Here is an 18,526-nt window from a genome sequence, read left to right on the forward strand (position 1 = left end):
GCGAGATGTTTATTGGCGTCTTATTATCGTCAATTTTTATACTAAGGGAGCAAAAATGCCAGAATATCGTTCTGCTACAACGGTCAATGGCCGTAATATGGCTGGTGCCAGGGCACTTTGGCGGGCAACTGGAATGACCGACGCTGATTTTGGCAAGCCAATTATTGCGGTTGTCAATTCATTTACGCAATTTGTCCCTGGTCATGTGCATCTACGTGATCTTGGTCAGCTAGTGGCTAAACAAATAGAAGCCGTTGGCGGTGTGGCAAAAGAGTTTAATACCATTGCGGTTGATGATGGTATTGCAATGGGGCATGGCGGTATGTTGTATTCGTTGCCGTCCCGCGAGCTTATTGCTGATTCTGTTGAATATATGGTTAATGCTCATTGTGCCGATGCGATGGTTTGTATTTCTAATTGTGACAAAATCACACCAGGTATGCTGATGGCTGCGTTGCGCTTAAATATTCCGGCTGTTTTTGTATCGGGTGGCCCGATGGAGGCAGGAAAAAGCAAACTTTCTGATCAGATTATTAAACTTGATTTGGTCGATGCCATGATCAAAAGTGCGGATCCGGCTGTAAGTGATCAAGAAAGTGAACAAATCGAACGTTCAGCTTGCCCGACTTGCGGCTCATGCTCAGGCATGTTTACTGCTAATTCAATGAACTGTTTGACCGAGGTATTAGGATTATCTTTGCCTGGCAACGGTTCTTTACTTGCGACGCATACCGATCGTAAACAGCTGTTTTTGGATGCGGGCAAACGTATTGTTAAGATCACGAAAAAATACTATGAGCAAGATGATGATAGTGTTTTACCACGCAATATTGCCACTAAAGCGGCATTTGAAAATGCGATGACACTGGATATTGCAATGGGAGGATCGACTAATACGGTATTACATTTATTAGCGGCAGCACAGGAAGCTGAGGTTGATTTTACTTTGGCGGATATTGATCGTTTATCACGCAAAGTACCACATTTGTGTAAAGTAGCACCCAGTACGGCCAAATATCATATGGAAGATGTCCATCGGGCCGGTGGGGTGATCGCTATTTTAGGTGAGTTAGATCGCGCGCAATTACTTAATCGTCAGGTAAAAAATATTTTGGGTTTGAATGTCAACCAAATGTTAGCCCAGTATGATGTCATATTGACGCAGGATGATGCAGTAAAACAGATGTATGCTGCAGGGCCGGCCGGTATTCGTACTACTCAAGCATTTTCACAAACATGTCGTTGGCCATCCTTAGATCTCGATCGTCAAACAGGATGTATTCGCAATTTAGCGCATGCCTATAGCCAGGATGGCGGATTGGCTGTTTTATTTGGTAACCTGGCAGTCGATGGCTGTATTGTCAAAACCGCAGGAGTTAATGAAAATTGCCTGACATTTCGTGGTTCAGCCAAGGTGTTTGATAGTCAAGAGGAGGCGGTAGCTGCAATATTGAACGGCAAAATTGTTGCTGGAGATGTCGTGGTAATTCGCTATGAAGGGCCAAGAGGAGGGCCAGGTATGCAGGAAATGCTTTATCCTACGTCTTATCTCAAATCAATGGGATTAGCCAGTAGTTGTGCATTAATTACTGATGGCCGTTTTTCTGGTGGTAGTTCAGGATTATCCATTGGTCATATTTCGCCAGAAGCGGCAAGTGGTGGTTTGATTGCCTTAATTGAAGATGGCGATATTATTGATATTGATATTCCCGCTCGCAGGATTGCCTTAAATATTGATAACACATTATTAGATCAACGTAGACAATCTGAATTGCAGCGTGGCGACAAAGCATGGATGCCACGCAAGCGTAAACGTAAAGTTTCATTTGCCCTACGCGCTTATGCTGCATTGGCAACAAGCGCAGATAAGGGAGCGGTGCGTGATAGAGCTAAGCTAGGAGGATAAAATGGTGATGTCTTGTTTGCAGAGTTCACCTTCAGCTGCGGATTATTTAAGCGCAGCACTAAAGGCACCCGTTTATCAAGTTGCACAAGTCACCCCATTACAGGAGATGAAAAAAATCTCTGAGCGATTTGATAATACAATTTTTGTTAAGCGTGAAGATCTGCAATTAATGCATAGTTTTAAGCTACGTGGCGCTTATAACATGATTGCTAGTTTGTCAGCCGAGCAGCGAGCGAGTGGTGTTATTACCGCTTCGGCTGGTAATCATGCACAAGGTGTTGCGTTATCTGCCAGTCGGATGGGGATCCCGGCACTAATTGTGATGCCATTAGCCACATCAGATATCAAAGTTGATGCTGTTCGATGTTTACAGGCTGAGGTGCTTTTATATGGGGCGAATTTTGATGAGGCAAAAGCAAAAGCTATCGAAATTGCGCATCAGAAGGGATACACCTATGTGCCACCTTTTGATCATCCGGCAGTCATTGCAGGTCAAGCAACGGTAGCGATGGAATTGTTACAACAAGCTCCTCACCTTGATCGTATTTTTGTGCCCGTTGGCGGCGGAGGATTGATTGCTGGTATTGCGATCCTACTCAAACAACTAATGCCTGATATTAAAATTATTGCTGTTGAGACCGAAGATGCAGCTTGCCTCAAAGCCGCTTTAGCAGCGGGTCATCCGGTAGATTTACCTACTGTGGGTTTATTTGCTGAAGGGGTAGCCGTTAAGCGTATTGGCGATGAAACTTTTCGTCTATGTCAAAAATATGTCGATGATATTATTACGGTTAATAGTGATAATATCTGTGCTGCCATTAAAGATTTATTTGAAGAGGTACGCGCTGTAGCAGAGCCAGCAGGTGCATTGGCGTTGGCAGGTTTGAAAAAATATGTTCAGCAGCATGGTATAAAAGCTGAACGTTTAGCCCATATTTTATCGGGCGCCAATATCAATTTTCATGGCTTGCGTTATGTTTCAGAACGTTGTGAATTAGGCGAACAACGAGAAGCATTGTTAGCTGTTACCATTCCTGAGCAAAAAGGCAGTTTTTTGCGCTTCTGCCAAATATTGGGTGAGCGTAGTGTGACAGAATTTAATTATCGTTATAACGACATAAATTCAAAGCAAGCGTCTATTTTTGTTGGAGTTCGATTGAGCTATGGGGTTGATGAATGTGCTGATATTGTTGCAGATTTACGACGAGCCGGTTATGGCGTAGCTGATCTTTCCCTTGATGAAATGGCCAGGCTCCATGTACGTTACATGGTGGGCGGACGTCCGTCAAAGCCACTCAATGAGCGGCTATTAAGCTTTGTCTTTCCTGAGTCTCCTGGCGCACTGCTGAAGTTTTTACTAACGTTAGGCACTTATTGGAATATTACACTTTTTCATTATCGTAGTCATGGCACTGATTATGGGCGTGTTTTGGCGGCCTTTGAACTATCTGGTTCAGAAGCCCTTTTTGAGCGTCATCTTGCTGCATTGGATTATGAGCATCGTGATGAAAGCAATAATGCCTCATTCCAATTCTTTTTAGCGCCGCCAAGTCAATTATTGACTGCGCAAAGTGGTATCAGGCAGCAATTGCCAGAATGCCCGAACTAATGGTTCATTAAGGCGTTTGTTTAAAACACAAATGCCAATATCAAAAGGTTCAACCAGTGAAATAGGATCAAGTTGCCAAATACGATCGCGTACAGATTCTGGGCTATTATCAACGACCACTTTGGGTATTAATGCAATACCGCAACCGAGTGCTACCATCGATACAATGGCCTCATGGCCGGACACGGTAGCATAAATTACTGGATTATTAATAGCATGGCGCTGAAACCAAAGCTCTATTTTTTTGCGGGTAGGTCCGTGCTCTGGCAGGATAAAAGGGATTTGTTGCCAGTTCGGTTGCGGTTGTGAAACTTGTTGCCGAATTGTGCCAGCAAGTGATGGAGCTATCAAGACGAGCGGAATTTCGCCTAATTTGTTAAATAACATATTATCAGGTAATTTTTCAGGTCTACCGGCAATCGCCAAATCGGCAACTTGTCTAGCAACGTTATTGACGGCATCCGCTGCGTCGCCAGTGGTTAATTTAATTTCGATTAAAGGATTTTCTAACCTAAAGTTATCCAGGATCTTAGGTAAATGACTATAGGCGGCAGTGACTGAGCAAAAAAGGCGTAATTCGCCGGTCAATAACGCGCTCTGTTGGTTAAGTGAGTGGCGAAGTTGCTGATATTGAAGCAGTGTTTGTTGGGCAAATTGTTTAAATTGTTTTCCTGCCTCGGTGAGGCTTACGCTTCTATTATCACGCATAAATAAAATATGACCAAAACTTTCTTCCAGGCGTTGTATTTGGCGAGATAATGTTGATGGACTGATATGCATTGCATTAGCCGTGCGTCCGAAGTGACAGCTATCAGCTAGATGTAAAAATAGCTTTAGATCGCGAATATCCATCACGCCTCCTGTGATAAAAAGTGATAAATCAATATTGCAATTTTTGCAATATGATATTTTAAATATATCAATTTACGCAATATATTTGATCACATATAGTAATCATAGCGATACTTTTTTGTTAAGTAATCTGACAATAAAATAATAGAAAATATACCATAACATACTGAAGTTATAAGGGAAATTAATCAATGGCTAATTATTTTAATACCTTAAATCTGCGCCAAAAATTATTACAATTAAGTCAATGCCGTTTTATGGCTCGTGATGAATTTGTTGATGGATCCCTTTATTTAAAAGATAAAAAAATTGTGATTGTTGGCTGTGGTGCGCAAGGTCTTAATCAGGGATTAAATATGCGCGATTCCGGACTGGATATTGCTTATGCATTGCGCAAAGAAGCTATTGATGAAAAGCGCCCTTCATGGTGTCAGGCGATAGAAAATGGTTTTACCGTGGGTAGTTATGAAACATTAATTCCACAAGCGGATTTAGTTATCAATTTAACACCGGATAAACAACACTCTGCTGTCGTGCAGGCCATTCAACCATTAATGAAGCAGGGTGCTGCATTAGGTTATTCTCATGGTTTCAATATTGTTGAAGTGGGTGAGCAGATCCGCCATGACATTACCGTTGTTATGGTTGCGCCAAAATGCCCGGGTACTGAAGTGCGTGAAGAGTATCTGCGCGGTTTTGGCGTGCCAACGCTGATTGCTGTTCATCCGGAAAATGATCCGCAAAGTGAAGGGATTAGTATTGCCAAAGCCTGGGCAGTTGCCACAGGCGGTCATCGCGCTGGTGTACTGGAGTCCTCTTTTGTGGCCGAAGTAAAATCAGATCTGATGGGTGAACAGACTATTTTATGTGGCATGCTACAAGCCGGCTCATTGTTGTGTTACGACAAAATGGTTGCAGCGGGTGTCGAACCGGGTTATGCGGGAAAATTAATACAATATGGCTGGGAAACAATCACCGAAGCATTAAAACAAGGTGGCATTACGCTCATGATGGATCGTTTATCTAATCCAGCTAAATTGCGGGCATTTGCATTATCTGAACAACTAAAAACAATTATGGCGCCATTATTTCAGCAACATATGGATGACATTATGTCCGGCAAATTTTCAGCGACCATGATGGCAGATTGGCAAAATAATGATAAAGATTTACTCACTTGGCGGGCAGAAACAAGGCAAACGGCGTTTGAAAATTATCCTGCCTATGAGGAAGAAATTTTAGAACAGGATTATTTTGACCATGGTCTTTTATTAGTCGCGATGACCAAAGCTGGCGTTGAATTAGCCTATGAGACTATGTTGCAAGCAGGTATTGTCGCAGAGTCTGCTTATTATGAATCGTTACATGAATTACCATTGATCGCGAATACTATTGCGCGTAAGCGTTTATATGAGATGAATGTCGTTATTTCCGATACTGCCGAATATGGTAATTATCTATTCGCTTTTGCAGCAATACCTTTACTGAAAGATTTTATGGCGGCTTTACAGCCAGGCGACTTAGCAAAAAGTATGCCTGTTAGTCATATTGACAATAAGCAATTGCAGGCTGTCAATGAAGCGATCCGTAATCATCCTATTGAGATCATAGGTAAAAAGCTGCGTAATTATATGATTGGCATGAAACGCATTGAAGCTGTTAGATTAAAATAGGCTATAGAGTTGGTTATATCAACTAAATAATTATGTAGTTAAGCCATTATTATTTATGAAAAGTACTTATAGTACTAGATTTAGCTATTAATAGTACTCTATATAGGTACTATTAATATAAAATTTTTTTTAATCAATAAATTAAAATAATATCACTTGATTATATTTTTATAGAAATGCTCTGAGTAAGAGCTGTATTATTTTATGTCGTATTAATTTTGTAACCAGAAGAACACATAGATGTTTTTTAGGAGTTAGTATCGTGACTTGGTGCTTTCCGCTAATTATACTGACTCTAAAGTTTTGGCTGGCTTTTCGCCACCTTAATCTGAATATTGCTAATTTTTTTGCAACCAATATCATAATTAATCTAATAGTCATTGCTATGTATACCATGGTATTTAGATATTTTGCTAAGGAGAAAGTATGATCTTTAAAGTTATTGGTTTAGGTCATATTAATGTTGTTGTGGATAATTTGCCGTCAGCGGTTGAATACTATAAAAAGCTTTTTTCAGCTAAACAGGTACAAATATTTCCCCATTTTAAAAATATTGGTTTTGCTAAATCAGCTGGATTTATGCAATCTCCTGAGGAAGTTGATGTCACAATTTCATTTTTACAAATTCCTAATACAGCAATTTATATTGAGTTAATGCAATATCATTCACCATTAGGAAAAGAAAGTAATACCGCAGAAAAATTCAGTAATGATATAGGAGGCATAGGACATATTTGTCTGAAAGTAGATAATATTGATGATGCTTATTTCCATATTAAAAATATGCCGGATACAAAATTAATTACTGATCATGAAGACTATAAGCCATATAAAATCGATAATATTACACCCGCTGAATTTCAATTTATTGACAATGAAGCGGAAAATAATCAAACAGCAAAACAGAATGTATGTGATATAGTTGGTAAAATAAGATATTTTTATTTTATAGATAAATATAGAATTCAGTGGGAGTTTGAGCTGGGTCATTCTGATATTGGTGAATAGAGATTTTTGTTTGCGTTATGTAAAAACCGCAATAAGAAATCTGTTTATTGTTTTATAAGAAAAGTAATTGACCTATGTTTTTATCCAATAGTAAAGAATATCGATAGTAGTATGGCAATTAGGACAGCAATCAAGTTATTAAATAAGTCCGATTAAAGATAAAAAAATTGGCAATGCCGTTATAAAAATAACTTTGTAGAGTAAGAGCATCGATTTATTAAAAACACTAGCGCGAGATGCACACATTTAAAACTTATGGTACTGCATAGATTTTATTGTAAAGGATAGAGACACTACACATGCGCCATAAATAACAAATTTTATCAATGGACAAACTCTCTATTCAATAAGCATATTTTACGCTTTAATTGTCTAATAATTCATACAGCGTAATAAAAATTAAAATCTTAATATTAATGCAATAAAACCGAGAATATCTATTTATTTACTGATAAACAGAGTTATTGTCCGTTAATATAAAAACCCGGCCAACGTTCATTACCATCTTTAATCGCTGAAATCGTAATGACACCACTATTACCATAATTATCAGTCACATCGACTTCAATTATTTTACCCGCGTCACTCCATTTAAGTTTACTCATGCCACTCCATGGAATGCGATGATTACAAATATCAACAGTAATATAGCCATATTTCAATGTTTGTGTCCAATGATGACGACCATCGTTTTTGCCAATGATATATTCATATTGACCATTAGCTCCTGTGACAGCAGCAAATTTACTATCATTTAGTACACCATATGCTCCTCGATTAACAAATACAAATTGCGCATCAAAATTATTCCCTCCTGTGCCGCGGATCATATCAGGTGCTGCGGGGAATCGGCATGTGGATAAATTTACATTATTTCGGCGAGGATCGCCTCTATGAAATACATAATCATTTTTATTCAGTTTAGGGTGAATAGTAAACTGTGCTTTTGAACTCTGTCCTACATGCCATGTGCCCGTTGCTGGCCAAGCAAAATTGGTTTGCTGAACTAATCCATCGGACATAATTTCTTTAAAATTATTGATGGCTGTGGGTATTTCTTTTACTTCTATATTTTCAGGTTTGCTATAATCAATAGCAGGAATAGATTTAACCTGTTTATATTTAGGGGAAACAAATACCGAGCCTGATTCTCCTCGCGGTCCATTTTTGGTGTTTGTGCCATTTTGACTAGTATCAAACTGGCCGACGCCTGGAATATAAATTCCTGCACTAATATCAAGATTACGATTAGACTCTGATGCGGAAAGATAGTATTTTACCATCTTTTCACCTGCATAAGTTTCAATTTTTGGCTCACTTAATTGGGCATTCCAGGCGACAACTTTAGCATAATCATTTTTGTTACTTGTTGCTTTCCATGGGTGGAGATTCGTATTGCCATCGGCATAATGGACTAAATAGATATTGTTGATTAACTCTTTATCAGGGATATCGAGCGGATTGTTGTTTTTATCAACAATTTTAACTTTAATATAAAATTCAACCTGATTTTTTTCATTCGCATAAATAGTCGCCCTTTGAGCGGAAGTATTGTCATAAAAACCAATATCAAGTGTATCTAAGCGCCAAAAATTATCCCATACACTCATAATTATCTCACAATAATAGAAATAGGAAATGGTGTTATTAACTACTATTGATAATGAATTAATAACTAAAGTAACTGTATCAAAAAAATAAAAAATGTTTATTTATTAAGAAGTAAAATAGATGAAAATATAAATAATAACTAAGAAATATTATTTAATTAGATGAAAAATATTATATATTAATAATAGGTAATATTATCTTAATAATTCATTTGTTATTGATTTTTTAAAATGAAAATTTATTCATTTATAATGAAATGTTTTTTAATTAACTTTAAAGTTAATGACGTTGTTTTTAAATAGCAAAGTTAAAAACAAAAAAATAATAAGGCATTAGTGAAATTAATTTATGATGTTTTTTGGAAAAATAGTAAGTGCTAGAATAGCATATTATTAATAAGAGTAGTTTCTATTAATTATAATTAAAGCGTAAATTAAGATAATTTAGTATTTATTTAATTTTTTATTCATATATGTTTAGATAAATAATAATATCACTCGTGGTGATTTTTACTAATGAAAAATTGAATGCTTATATACTAATGTGTTATAGATAATTATTATTTATAATAGTGAAATTAATAAAAAACTTATATAAATTAAAAAAATTATTTAATTTGTATATCTAAAATATAAATATGTTTATTTATATTATTTTTTATTATAGTTTTATCTAACTATATTTATATCATATTTTAAAAATATTGTTAAGTTATACTCATGGTTTAGAGTCATTATCGTGCTATAAGAATTTTTAAATTTATCTATGAATTCAATATTCATTGTTTTTTCTTTGAAAATAACCAGCTAGAGTTGTCGGGTTTTATTTTCAGAATCTGCACTATTCTAGTTTTGGTATTAATAGATTTTGCAATAGTGCCCATTTTTATTTTTTTGGCTACTTTTTAGTTACATCCGATGCGTAAAACGTATGGTATTTATAATAATGACTAAAAGTGCAACGAAAGTGATACATAAAGCGAACCGGTGTGGCTCGGTTTTAGAATTTTTGAAAAAATAAAAATTACTTAAAATAAGAAGATAAATTTTTATATAGTAAATAAAACAATTATTCATTCATGACAAAAATTATCCTGTAGTTTTGTAGTTAATTTATATTAATTTTATTGATTTTTAGAGTGATATATTTTTAATCCTCTGTAACATTATACTTTTCATAATACTATAAGGGAGATTTAAAATATGGAAAATAAAATTGAATCAATTAATTCTAGTTCTAGATACAGTATTTTTGTTATGTCAGATCCTCAAGCATGGCGTCTAGCATTAGCGGATAATGAGCCTAATAATGATAGCAATAGATGGCATGATAAATTAAGTTTGGTGCGATTGAGTATTACTATGTTGAATGTAGATCTTCTTGTTCCATTTGGCATTATTAATGGAGATCTAACAGAATATGGGCGTAGATCTCAAAGGGAAAGCTATCGTACCTTTTTTTCGCCTCAGGCGTTAACTTTTAATGTTTACGTTGGATTAGGTAATCATGATTATCAAAACAATGTTGGTGATTGTACAGAACAGGATAATGCTGATTTTAGCTACAATGCCTGTGCTAGAGGAATGGTATTTGATATGCATTCTCGAATAGAAGAGTACCGAGATTATCCTTCTTCAATTAATTTTTCATACGATAGTGGTATCTATTGGGGAAGTAAGGCTTATTCATGGGATTATGGTGATATTCATTATGTACAGTTACAGAATTATCCAACTTATCACGTAGAACTAGATCATTGGATAGAAAAAACAATTAGTGTAACCAGCTCGATGGATTGGTTAGAATCTGATCTAAAAAGCGCCAAGCAAAGAGGCAAGTCCATCGTAATAAATTTACATGATGGTACTGAGCATTTTATTCACAATAGTAGTACTGAAGAAAAAAATAGATTTAGACGTTTTATGAGTGATTATGATGTTAGAGCTGTTTTTATTGGTCATACACACCAAGTTGCCCAAGAGAACCCTTATGGGAGGCATGAATTTTTTGGCAATGTTAAAGTTTATAATAGCGGCGCATTATTTAAAGGTGATTTTCTTGTCGTTGATGTAAATGGGCGCGATTTAAAGGTCCATGTTTATAATGGTTCATCTGGTAAGGCTAATTATATAAAAACATTCTAATTGGATTAACAACCGAATCTGAATAGTAACTAGTAACTTACGCTTTAGGCTATAAACGTATCTTTGAAACTATAGTTTTTTCTATAAAAATCGCTTAGGGTATAACTTTTAGTTTTGGCTATTTCGATATTCTAATAGAATATGACACTGTTACAAAGATTGGGTTGCGGATAATCTTCACTAACGAGTTAATCGATGGTGCCCCCATAGATTTTTTAAAGATCGATATTTTACCCGTTGTATTTTTCATCATTAAATAGCGGGTTTTTTATGCCATTTTTTACTGGTTTGCTTTCTGATACAATTTTACCTTACGACAAATAATGGAAAAGTGGTCAACTAACACGCTATGCGATTAAATTACAATCAACAACAAGCAGTTGAATATGTTGACGGCCCCTGTTTAGTCTTGGCTGGAGCAGGGTCAGGTAAAACCCGGGTTATTACTAATAAAATTGCCTACTTAATTCGTCATTGTGGCTATTTACCGCGTCAGGTGGTGGCGGTCACTTTCACCAATAAAGCAGCTAGAGAAATGAAGGAGCGTGTCGGGCAAACCTTAGGGAAAAAAGAAACCAGAGGATTAATGGTTTCTACTTTTCATACCTTAGGATTGGAAATTATTAAACGGGAACATAATGCATTAGGCATAAAGGCCAATTTTTCATTATTTGATGAACACGATCAAATGGTGCTACTGAAAGAGCTAACCTTTGATTTACTGGAAGAAGATAAAGATCTATTACGACAGTTGGCGTCAATAATCTCTAACTGGAAGAGTGAGCTATTAACCGCCAGACAAGTGATGGCACAAGTAAAATCGGAACAGGAACAGCGGTTCGCTGAATGTTATCGACGTTATGAATTACATTTATCAAGTTGTAATGTGGTTGATTTTGATGACTTAATTGCTAAACCGACCCGTTTGCTGGATGAGAATGAAGAAGTACGTTCGCGTTGGCAGCAAAAGATCCGTTATCTACTAGTAGATGAATATCAAGATACCAATACCAGCCAGTATCAACTGGTTAAATTGTTGGTAGGTAAACGTGGACGTTTTACGGTTGTTGGTGATGATGATCAATCGATTTATTCCTGGCGTGGTGCCCAACCGCAAAATTTAACCTTACTAAAAACCGATTTTCCTCAGCTTAAAGTGATTAAATTAGAGCAAAATTATCGCTCTTCTGGTCGTATTCTGAAAGCAGCTAATATATTGATTGCTAATAATCCGCATGTTTTTGATAAAAAATTATTTTCTGAATTGGGTTATGGTGAAGCATTAAAAGTTATCACTGCTAACAATGAAGATCATGAGGCCGAGCGTGTGATCGGCGAATTGGTTGCTCACCATTTTATCAATAAGACTCAGTATAAAAATTATGCTATTTTATATCGCGGTAACCATCAATCACGTCTATTTGAAAAATTATTGTTACAAAATCGTATTCCTTACCGTATTTCCGGTGGAACTTCGTTTTTTTCACGTGCAGAAATTAAAGATATTTTAGCTTATTTGCGAATACTGACTAATTCTGATGATGATAGCGCTTTTCTCCGTATAGTTAATACACCTAAACGTGAAATTGGGCCGAAAACAATTCAGAAATTAGGTGAATGGGCGATTTTGCGCCAAAAAAGCCTGTTTGCAGCCAGTTTTGATGTCGGCCTTGAACAAACATTAACTGGACGCGGCTTGACGGCATTACAACATTTTACCCATTGGTTAGCTGAAATTGCTAAGCGAGCTGAACGCGAGCCACTGCTGGCGGTGAGAGATCTTCTGCATGACATTGATTACCAAAGTTGGTTATATGAAACATCAAATAGTAGCAAAGCGGCTGAAATGCGGATGAAGAATGTTAATCAATTATTTGGCTGGATGGATGAAATGATCAATGGCAATGATATTGATGAACCGATGACGTTATCGCAGGTTGTATCACGCTTTACCTTGCGGGATATGATGGAGCGTGGTGAAACAGCCGAAGATGTAGATCAAGTGCAATTAATGACTCTGCATGCCTCTAAAGGACTGGAGTTTCCTTACGTTTTTTTAGTTGGTATGGAAGAAGGTTTATTACCTCATCAAACTAGTATTGATGAAAATAATATCGATGAGGAGCGCCGGCTTGCTTATGTTGGCATAACCCGTGCTCAACGGGAGATATTTTTTACCCATTGTCGAGAGCGACGGCAATATGGTGAGCTTATTCGACCCGAAATCAGTCGCTTTTTACAAGAATTACCGCAAGATGATTTGATCTGGGAGAAAAATAAAAAAATAGTGACAGCCGAACAGCGAATGGAAAAAGGGCAGTCTGCTATTGCTGATATCAGAGCCAGATTGGGGTTAAATAAAAAATAAATTCTGCTTATTAAAAAGATTGAGATTATTGAGTTAATTCAGTTTGTTCTTCTAGTAGCAAAGGCCAATTGATATTACTTTGCCATTGGATTTCTTGTTGTAAATTTTCATAACAAAGTGGATGCTCCAATAACCATTGATGGGGTAACGTAAGGATTAAGGTTTCTTTATTTGCTCTAAGACGTAATAACGGCATGGTATTGTCACGACGTGGAAGAGTAAAAATAATCGCCAGTCTTAAAAGCCGACAAAGAAGAATAGCATGTTGGACTGGGATCGCATTTTGTTGGGTTAATTCTGTTAACTCAATCGGGCCAGTTTGGTTTTTTAGCAAAGTCGCTAACAGGCGTTTTTGTGTATGTGTATAACCTGGCATATCCAGATGGCTGATGAGATAATGGGCATGATTATTAACATGACGAGCATCAATACTTAAGCCAATTTCATGCAACGCGCTAGCGCCTTTTAATAGCTCATCAACTTGGTGATTATCACGATAAAAGCTTTTCTTTAATTGTGAATAGAAATATTCTGTTAACCTCTTTACCCGGTTAGCCTGCTCGATATCAATTTGAAAACGATGTTGAATATTAGCCAGTGTAACAGCGCGTATATTCTGTTTTGCAGGGAGATCAAGCATGTTATAGATTAACCCTTCACGCAATGCTCCGCCTGCTAATATCATATAATCGATTTTTAATTCTGCAAATATGGCAATTAAAATAGCTAAACCACTGGGAAAAACCAGCGCACGTTCTAACGTTAACCCTTTGATTTCCAATTCTTCTAATTTTCCGGAGGTGATCGCCGCTTTTTTTAATGATTGTAATTTATCTAGCGTAATACGTTCATCCATACCAGCTGCCAGCATAATTTCTTGAATAGCCTGTATTGTACCTGAAGCACCGACACAAATTTGCCAACCTTGCTTAATAAGACGGCTCGCGATAGGTTTAATAATCTTATGGGCGGCAATTTCAGCGTGGGCAAAATTTTCTTCGGTCAAATTACGATCTTTAAAATAACGTTCAAGCCAAGTAACGCAACCCATATTAAGGCTAACAAGTTGACTATGTTTAACATGGGTACCGGTAATAATTTCAGTACTGCCACCGCCGATATCTATCACTAATCGTTTATCTGAACCGCCAGAAGTATATGCTACCCCCTGATAAATCAGTTGAGCTTCTTCTTCTCCAGTAATAATCCTGATAGGATGCCCGAGAATATTTTCTCCTTGCTTAATAAAAAGGTCGGCATTTTTAGCGAGACGAAGTGTTGCCGTAGCAACAATTTGCACTTGTTCAGTAGGAATGTCTTGTAAATACTCAGAAAAAAGATGCAAACATTGCCAGCCACGATCCATTGCTTGTTGAGATAAATAATTACTTTCATCAAGGCCAGCGGCCAGTCTGACTTTACGCTTTATGCGGGCAAGAGTCTGTACATAACCAGAAATTTCTCTCACTACTAACATATGAAAGCTGTTAGAACCGAGATCAATTGCTGCGTAAAGCGATGATTTTAACATAATGTTTATTAGCTCGGACGTTTACGATTGTTGCGTGAATTATTCTGTCTGCTTTGGCTACTATTGTTTCGACGTGTGCCGTTAGTAAGCGGACGACGACGTGGTTTTGGCATCGGTAAATCTTGTAATAATGCCTCACTGTTATATTTACTGACAGGAATTTGATGCTGAATATACTCTTCAATAGCAGGTAGATTTAAAGAATACTCTTCACAAGCCAAACTAATCGAATGACCGCTTTCACCCGCTCGTCCGGTACGGCCAATACGATGAACATAATCTTCGCAATCATCAGGTAGATCGTAATTAAATACATGCGTGACAGATGGGATATGTAAACCTCTGGCGGCAACATCTGTTGCAACTAAGATATCTAAATGGCCTTGAGTAAACTGTTCAAGAATACGTAGCCGTTTTTTTTGTGCCACATCGCCAGTCAGTAAGCCAACACGGTGACCATCAGCAGCAAGATGGGCCCAGATATCTTCACAGCGATGTTTAGTATTAGCAAAAATTATACATCTTTCGGGCCACTCTTCCTCGATTAACGTTTGTAACAGACGCATTTTTTCTTCATTAGAAGGATAGAAAAGTTCTTCTTTAATGCGATGACCTGTTTTTTGTTGAGGTTCTACCTCAATATATTCCGGTTGATTCATTTGTTCAAATGCCAGTTCTTGAACACGATAAGAAAGTGTTGCGGAAAAAAGTAAATTTAAGCGTTGGGTGGCGGGTGGCATTCGACGAAATAGCCAACGAATATCTTTAATAAAACCAAGATCATACATGCGGTCAGCCTCATCAAGTACAACCACCTGAATGAGTCCTAAATGAATATGGCCTTGTTTAGCATAATCGATTAAGCGCCCGGTTGTACCGATGAGAATATCTACTCCCGATTGGAGCACATGCAGTTGTTCGTCGTAGCCATCACCACCATAAGCTAAGCCCATTTTTAAGCCTGTTATAGCGGCTAATTCTTTTGCATCAGAATATATCTGAACGGCTAATTCCCGTGTAGGAGCCATAATTAGCGCTCTCGGTTGATTAACTTGACGTTCTGTATTTGTTGGATGTGTAAGTAAATAATGAAATGTTGAGGTAAGAAAAGCCAATGTCTTACCTGTTCCTGTTTGTGCTTGCCCCGCAACATCACGGCCTTCGACAGTAAAAGGCAATGTTGACGCTTGTATCGGCGTACAATTATGAAAGCCATTTTTATTAAGGGCTTCAATAACTTTAGGGTGTAGGGCGAAGTCTATAAACTTCTTTTCTGTCAAATGTGTTTTACTCATAGTGTGTTAGAATATCAGTTAACGGTTGCTTTATGAAAGAAGATTGTTTGAAATAAAGCAAACATGGTTAAATTAATGTTAGACTGAAACGACATAAAAACTTGATCCTTGGAGTATCGCAATGAGCGGCAAAGTTATTCATCTATCTGCTGTTGATTTTGAAAAAACAATCAAAGATGCAAAAAAACCAATATTAGTTGATTTTTGGGCTGAATGGTGTGGCCCTTGTAAAATGATCGCCCCTATTTTAGACGAAATTGCTGATGAATATACAGCTAAATTGATTATTGCCAAATTGAATGTTGATGAAAGTAGTGATATAGCGGCTAAATATGCTATTCGTAGCATTCCTACTTTAATGCTTTTTAAAAATGGCGAGAAGATTGGCCAGCAAGTTGGTCTTCTGTCTAAAACTCAATTAAAAGAATTTTTAGACAAATACTTATAATTTTCCATAAAATATTAACAACAGACGTTTAGTAGGCCAATATTTTTTCTCAATTTCCTGTTTGACGTCTGCTTTTTATGCGATTCATAGCTAGACGTCTGCTTTGAAGCATGGTAACTTAGCGCCATTACTTAATATGATACGCGTTTTTATCTTAATGTGTACATATTGAATATGCTATTATGTATAGACATATTTGTTATCTCTGGATAATCTATATCCTACAATGGTTTGAATTCCATTGACTCCCATAGAGATAATTCTTTTAGACAGACATGTTCCATTTGTTATTTGCTTGGTGCTGTTGTGTAGGGCCTAAGAAGTATAAAGTGAGATTTTCTCATCAACTTTGAGATGAATTCTTATAGTCTTATTCTGTCTTTGCTGTATAAAGAGTATTATCGAAGGTAGTAAATTAACAAATTACTGCTACAACATGAATTTATATCCTAATGAAATTGATATATTCATCAAGAATCGTTAAGGTTTTTGTATTTTTATTTAAACAGGCATTTAGAGATTGCTATACTATTTATTGTTCATAGTTCAAAAAATATACCCCGAGTTTAAGAACCCACCATTATGAATCTTACCGAATTGAAAAATACGCCGGTATCTGAATTGATTACTCTTGGCGAAAGTATGGGGCTAGAGAACCTAGCCCGCATGAGGAAACAGGATATTATTTTCTCGATTTTGAAGCAACATGCTAAAAGTGGAGAAGATATTTTTGGTGATGGCGTGCTAGAAATTTTGCAGGATGGATTTGGATTCCTTCGTTCTGCTGACAGCTCTTATCTAGCCGGTCCTGACGATATTTATGTTTCTCCTAGTCAAATTCGTCGTTTTAATCTACGAACGGGAGATACCATATCAGGAAAAATTCGTCCTCCTAAGGAAGGCGAACGCTATTTTGCCCTACTAAAAGTTAATGAAGTCAATTTTGATAAACCTGAAAACGCTCGTAGTAAAATCCTGTTTGAAAACCTGACACCGCTACATGCTAATAACCGTTTACGTATGGAGCGTGGCAATGGGTCAACAGAAGATTTGACAGCTCGTGTTTTGGATTTGGCCGCCCCGATTGGGCGTGGGCAGCGTGGTTTAATTGTTGCTCCACCAAAAGCAGGTAAAACCATGTTATTGCAGAATATTGCAGCTAATATTGCCAATAACTATCCAGACTGTGTTTTGATGGTGTTGTTAATTGATGAGCGACCCGAAGAAGTGACCGAAATGCAACGCCTGGTTAAAGGTGAGGTCATTGCATCAACCTTTGATGAACCTGCATCTCGCCACGTTCAGGTTGCTGAAATGGTAATAGAGAAAGCTAAGCGTTTAGTTGAACACAAAAAAGATGTCATTATTCTTTTAGATTCGATTACGCGTCTTGCTCGTGCTTACAACACAGTGGTTCCTTCCTCTGGAAAAGTATTAACTGGTGGGGTGGATGCAAATGCACTGCATCGCCCAAAACGTTTTTTTGGTGCGGCACGTAATGTAGAAGAAGGTGGAAGCCTAACGATAATTGCTACAGCACTAGTTGATACTGGCTCTAAAATGGATGAAGTGATCTACGAAGAGTTTAAAGGCACCGGAAATATGGAGTTACATTTGTCGCGGAAAATAGCGGAAAAACGTGTTTTCCCGGCGATTGATTATAATCGTTCCGGTACGCGTAAGGAAGAATTATTAACCTTACCTGATGAGTTACAGAAAATGTGGATATTGCGCAAAATTATTCATCCTATGGGTGAAATTGATGCAATGGAATTTTTAATTAATAAATTAGCAATGACGAAGACCAATGATGAATTTTTCGATTTCATGAAACGTTCTTAAATTGCTATTTATTTAATGATTTATTGTAAAACGCCACTTTTATGTGGCGTTTTATTTTGTTCGTTTTTATTATCCAGTAGTCTCTATTCTGGTATAGATTTTGCTTATTAATAGCTGGTACAAGATGATAGAAATGTTTTGTTATTGTTACATATACGCTAACTTAAAGTACACTTATAGTCTATACATGGAAATGGATTCAGTGGATGATGTCTAAAAAAATTATAAGCGAGTAAATA

The 18,526-nt window shown here is 37.0% G+C and carries 12 protein-coding genes; 8 read left to right on the forward strand and 4 right to left on the reverse strand.

Annotated elements, in window-relative coordinates; translation table 11 throughout:
• The first annotated feature begins 55 nt into the window (after positions 1 to 55).
• Both ilvD and ilvA read left to right on the forward strand, forming a co-directional pair.
• Positions 56 to 1,906, forward strand: a complete 1,851-nt coding sequence (gene ilvD / locus LDL57_RS00880; RefSeq protein WP_180558585.1) for a dihydroxy-acid dehydratase — start codon at positions 56 to 58, stop codon at positions 1,904 to 1,906.
• A gap of 1 nt (position 1,907) precedes the next feature.
• Complete coding sequence (gene ilvA, locus LDL57_RS00885) at positions 1,908 to 3,515, forward strand: threonine ammonia-lyase, biosynthetic (protein WP_225506777.1); 1,608 nt, start codon at positions 1,908 to 1,910, stop codon at positions 3,513 to 3,515.
• On the opposite strand, the gene ilvY is transcribed toward ilvA, so the two are convergent.
• The gene (ilvY, locus tag LDL57_RS00890) at positions 3,462 to 4,367 is read right to left on the reverse strand and encodes an HTH-type transcriptional activator IlvY (RefSeq protein WP_180558583.1); all 906 of its coding nucleotides are present in this window, start codon (positions 4,365 to 4,367) and stop codon (positions 3,462 to 3,464) included. The two genes, ilvA and ilvY, sit on opposite strands and share 54 nt — an antisense overlap.
• A 191-nt stretch (positions 4,368 to 4,558) precedes the next feature.
• Between ilvY and ilvC the strand changes: the two genes are divergently transcribed.
• Both ilvC and LDL57_RS00900 read left to right on the forward strand, forming a co-directional pair.
• The gene (gene ilvC / locus LDL57_RS00895) at positions 4,559 to 6,040 is read left to right on the forward strand and encodes a ketol-acid reductoisomerase (protein WP_180558582.1); all 1,482 of its coding nucleotides are present in this window, start codon (positions 4,559 to 4,561) and stop codon (positions 6,038 to 6,040) included.
• Positions 6,041 to 6,466: 426 nt separating this feature from the next.
• Positions 6,467 to 7,048 (forward strand): VOC family protein, encoded by a 582-nt coding sequence (locus LDL57_RS00900; protein WP_180558581.1) that lies wholly within the window; start codon positions 6,467 to 6,469, stop codon positions 7,046 to 7,048.
• 461 nt (positions 7,049 to 7,509) lie between these two features.
• On the opposite strand, the gene LDL57_RS00905 is transcribed toward LDL57_RS00900, so the two are convergent.
• Positions 7,510 to 8,658 carry a hypothetical protein gene (locus tag LDL57_RS00905; protein ID WP_225506779.1) on the reverse strand — a complete coding sequence of 383 codons (1,149 nt, stop codon included), beginning with the start codon at positions 8,656 to 8,658 and terminating at the stop codon, positions 7,510 to 7,512.
• A gap of 1,257 nt (positions 8,659 to 9,915) precedes the next feature.
• Here LDL57_RS00905 and LDL57_RS00910 point away from each other — a divergent pair.
• Both LDL57_RS00910 and rep read left to right on the forward strand, forming a co-directional pair.
• The gene (locus LDL57_RS00910; protein ID WP_225506781.1) at positions 9,916 to 10,803 is read left to right on the forward strand and encodes a metallophosphoesterase; all 888 of its coding nucleotides are present in this window, start codon (positions 9,916 to 9,918) and stop codon (positions 10,801 to 10,803) included.
• 349 nt (positions 10,804 to 11,152) lie between these two features.
• Entirely contained in the window at positions 11,153 to 13,171 is a 2,019-nt protein-coding gene (gene rep, locus LDL57_RS00915; protein ID WP_180558578.1) for a DNA helicase Rep, read from the forward strand.
• Positions 13,172 to 13,196: 25 nt separating this feature from the next.
• On the opposite strand, the gene gppA is transcribed toward rep, so the two are convergent.
• Positions 13,197 to 14,702 (reverse strand): guanosine-5'-triphosphate,3'-diphosphate diphosphatase, encoded by a 1,506-nt coding sequence (gene gppA, locus LDL57_RS00920; protein ID WP_180558577.1) that lies wholly within the window; start codon positions 14,700 to 14,702, stop codon positions 13,197 to 13,199.
• Between the two features lie 8 nt (positions 14,703 to 14,710).
• A complete protein-coding gene (gene rhlB / locus LDL57_RS00925) occupies positions 14,711 to 15,997 on the reverse strand; it encodes an ATP-dependent RNA helicase RhlB (RefSeq protein WP_180558576.1) in 1,287 nt (428 codons plus the stop codon).
• A gap of 121 nt (positions 15,998 to 16,118) precedes the next feature.
• On the opposite strand from rhlB, the gene trxA reads away from it, so the two are divergent.
• Positions 16,119 to 16,445, forward strand: a complete 327-nt coding sequence (gene trxA, locus LDL57_RS00930; protein WP_180558575.1) for a thioredoxin TrxA — start codon at positions 16,119 to 16,121, stop codon at positions 16,443 to 16,445.
• 582 nt (positions 16,446 to 17,027) lie between these two features.
• On the forward strand, positions 17,028 to 18,287 hold the full coding sequence (rho, locus tag LDL57_RS00935; RefSeq protein WP_026822640.1) for a transcription termination factor Rho: 1,260 nt from the start codon (positions 17,028 to 17,030) through the stop codon (positions 18,285 to 18,287).
• The last annotated feature ends 239 nt before the right edge of the window (positions 18,288 to 18,526 follow it).

The organism is Arsenophonus apicola (genome assembly GCF_020268605.1).
Taxonomy (GTDB): domain Bacteria; phylum Pseudomonadota; class Gammaproteobacteria; order Enterobacterales; family Enterobacteriaceae; genus Arsenophonus; species Arsenophonus apicola.

Coding starts and splice junctions, on each gene's coding strand:
- ilvD (WP_180558585.1), top strand. CDS start 56: ATGCCAGAATATCGTTCTGCTACAACGGTCAATGGCCGTAATATGGCT.
- ilvA (WP_225506777.1), top strand. CDS start 1,908: ATGGTGATGTCTTGTTTGCAGAGTTCACCTTCAGCTGCGGATTATTTA.
- ilvY (WP_180558583.1), bottom strand. CDS start 4,367: ATGGATATTCGCGATCTAAAGCTATTTTTACATCTAGCTGATAGCTGT.
- ilvC (WP_180558582.1), top strand. CDS start 4,559: ATGGCTAATTATTTTAATACCTTAAATCTGCGCCAAAAATTATTACAA.
- LDL57_RS00900 (WP_180558581.1), top strand. CDS start 6,467: ATGATCTTTAAAGTTATTGGTTTAGGTCATATTAATGTTGTTGTGGAT.
- LDL57_RS00905 (WP_225506779.1), bottom strand. CDS start 8,658: ATGAGTGTATGGGATAATTTTTGGCGCTTAGATACACTTGATATTGGT.
- LDL57_RS00910 (WP_225506781.1), top strand. CDS start 9,916: ATGTCAGATCCTCAAGCATGGCGTCTAGCATTAGCGGATAATGAGCCT.
- rep (WP_180558578.1), top strand. CDS start 11,153: ATGCGATTAAATTACAATCAACAACAAGCAGTTGAATATGTTGACGGC.
- gppA (WP_180558577.1), bottom strand. CDS start 14,702: ATGTTAAAATCATCGCTTTACGCAGCAATTGATCTCGGTTCTAACAGC.
- rhlB (WP_180558576.1), bottom strand. CDS start 15,997: ATGAGTAAAACACATTTGACAGAAAAGAAGTTTATAGACTTCGCCCTA.
- trxA (WP_180558575.1), top strand. CDS start 16,119: ATGAGCGGCAAAGTTATTCATCTATCTGCTGTTGATTTTGAAAAAACA.
- rho (WP_026822640.1), top strand. CDS start 17,028: ATGAATCTTACCGAATTGAAAAATACGCCGGTATCTGAATTGATTACT.